Annotated in this window: 1 pseudogene; it reads left to right on the top strand. The window is 70.0% G+C overall.

Annotated elements, in window-relative coordinates:
• Positions 1–345, top strand: a pseudogene (locus ADK64_RS10460) (hypothetical protein); the annotation flags it as partial.
• Positions 346–347: the final 2 nt, after the last annotated feature.

Genomic DNA, 347 nt, shown 5'->3' with positions numbered 1-347 from the left:
AGAAGGGAAGGCCGGATCTTCGTCAACGAGCGGTCCTACTCCGCCCGCCCCGGCGACTGCATCACCGTGATCAGCGGCCTGGGCGCCAAGACCCTCAACATCCGCAACGAAAGCCACAAGCGCGTGGAGGTCTTCCGCGGAGCCGTCTGCGACAACGGCGCCCCCGTCGCCACCGTCGGCCCCCACAGCGACAGCTTCGGCGTCGACGACCTGCACGTGAAGGACGGCGTCCACGTCAAGGACGGCATCGTGGCCAGCTTCCGCGTGGACTGCGACCATGACGGCGGCGGCCGAGGCGAGGGAGGCCGAGGCGACGGTGGCGGCGACGGCGGCTGGGACGACTGATC

The organism is Streptomyces sp. MMG1121 (assembly GCF_001280015.1).
Lineage (GTDB): Bacteria > Actinomycetota > Actinomycetes > Streptomycetales > Streptomycetaceae > Streptomyces.
Note: the sequence above shows the minus strand (reverse complement) of the source record. Positions and strands in the feature narration are given on the sequence as shown.